The sequence below is a fragment of the Citrobacter sp. TBCS-14 genome (genome assembly GCF_005280805.1).
GTDB lineage: Bacteria > Pseudomonadota > Gammaproteobacteria > Enterobacterales > Enterobacteriaceae > Citrobacter > Citrobacter gillenii.
In genome coordinates this window covers 1-234 of the sequence record NZ_SZWM01000938.1, presented here as the reverse complement: position 1 = coordinate 234, position 234 = coordinate 1, and the positions used below count along the sequence as shown (strand labels likewise).

The following is a 234-nucleotide window of genomic DNA, read 5'->3' as shown; positions in this document are numbered from 1 at the left end:
GAGGTCGCGCGCAGTTTCGGCATTTTCTCCAGCAGGGCGGTATTGACGGCTTCACTGGAGCCCAGCAGGCCTTCCGCGCTGGCAAAGGCTTCGGCGTGCTGTGCTACGGTTTCTGAACGCAGGTTAGGCACCTGAGTGACAGTAAAATGCTCTTCCAGGCGATGCAGTAAATCGTCAGGTAACGCTTTATAGAGAATAATGGACGGCTTCATGCGAATCTCCGTAAGTTAAAAT

1 pseudogene is annotated in these 234 nt (G+C 53.0%); it reads right to left on the bottom strand.

The annotated features are described in order from the left end of the window. Positions 1-212, bottom strand: a pseudogene (locus FDX22_RS22145) (bifunctional glyoxylate/hydroxypyruvate reductase B); the annotation flags it as partial. Positions 213-234: the final 22 nt, after the last annotated feature.